The following is a 989-nucleotide window of genomic DNA, read 5'->3' as shown; positions in this document are numbered from 1 at the left end:
AGCGGTCCTGTCCGGGGGTGCCGAACAGGTAGAGCAGCAGTGAGTCGTCGAGGGTGATCCGGCCGAAGTCGAGGGCGACGGTGGTGGTGGTCTTCTGGGCGACGGCGGAGGTGTCGTCGATGCCGATCGAGCGTTCGGTCATCTCGGCCTCGGTGACCAGCGGCTCGATCTCCGAGACGGCGCCGACGAAGGTGGTCTTGCCGACGCCGAAACCGCCACTGATGACGATCTTCACGGCTACCGGCGGCGGCGAGGACGGCTCAGAGCGCCCGAACACGATCACGGATCCTCTCGATCAGGGTGACGCTGAGTTCGGCCGGCTGCTCCGGGAGGTGCAGGTAGCCCTGGGTGATCAGGTCCGCGGCGATGACCCGGACCACGCCGAGCGGCACGCCGATCGCCACGGCCAGGTCGGCGACCGACGTGGGCCGCTGGCAGAGCTCGACGATCCGCCGGGCCTCGAACCGCAACGGCGCCGAGAGCGCTGCCGGTACGGCACGCACCTGCGTCTCGATCCGCAGGCCGTCGTGCATCGGCTGGGTGCGGCCGGCGGTGAGCATGAACGGGCGCACCACCGGATCCTCACCCTCGTACCACCGGCCGGGCGGGCTCGCCGGGCTCATCGGGCCAGGTGCTGGCGGGAATCGGCGATCAGCGCGGGGGTCAGCACGCCGCCGAACCGTTCGGCGAGGACCGAGATCTCGTACCCGATGAGCCCGAGGTCGCTGTCGCCACCGGCCACCACCCCGAGACAGCTGCCGCCGTCGATCACCGAGATGACCAGGAAGCCGCGATTCATCTCGATCATGATGAGTTTCAGGCCGTCGAAGTCGTACCGGCGGGACGCGCTGCGCGCCAGGCCGGCCATGCTGGAGACGATCGCGGCGAGTTGGTCGGCCTCGGCCCGGCTCAGGCCGTCCGACCCGGCGATCAGCAGGCCGTCGGAGGAGACCGCGACGGCGTCGCGGACACCGTCGGTCTGGTGCACG

At 70.4% G+C, this 989-nt stretch carries 3 protein-coding genes; all 3 read right to left on the bottom strand.

Annotation, left to right across the window (positions count from 1 at the left end):
• Window positions 1-280, bottom strand: a 280-nt coding sequence (locus tag WH85_RS46135) for a GTP-binding protein (RefSeq protein ID WP_245674399.1), incomplete at its 3' end; no start/stop codon positions are given.
• Window positions 261-623: a DUF742 domain-containing protein gene (locus WH85_RS46130; protein ID WP_045748576.1), complete on the bottom strand. Its 363-nt coding sequence runs from the start codon at window positions 621-623 to the stop codon at window positions 261-263. The genes WH85_RS46130 and WH85_RS46135, both read right to left, overlap by 20 nt.
• A complete protein-coding gene (locus WH85_RS46125; protein WP_045748575.1) occupies window positions 620-988 on the bottom strand; it encodes a roadblock/LC7 domain-containing protein in 369 nt (122 codons plus the stop codon). Before WH85_RS46125 ends, WH85_RS46130 begins: the two co-directional genes overlap by 4 nt.
• Window position 989 lies beyond the last annotated feature (1 nt).

This window comes from Actinoplanes rectilineatus (genome assembly GCF_000962825.1).
Taxonomy (GTDB): Bacteria; Actinomycetota; Actinomycetes; order Mycobacteriales; family Micromonosporaceae; genus Actinoplanes; species Actinoplanes rectilineatus.
The sequence above is the reverse complement of the archived record's forward strand: the minus strand, read 5'-3'. Positions and strand labels throughout refer to the sequence as shown.

Bases quoted from the DNA above. Each gene is read 5' to 3' on its own strand.
- WH85_RS46130 (WP_045748576.1), bottom strand. From the start codon at position 623: ATGAGCCCGGCGAGCCCGCCCGGCCGGTGGTACGAGGGTGAGGATCCG.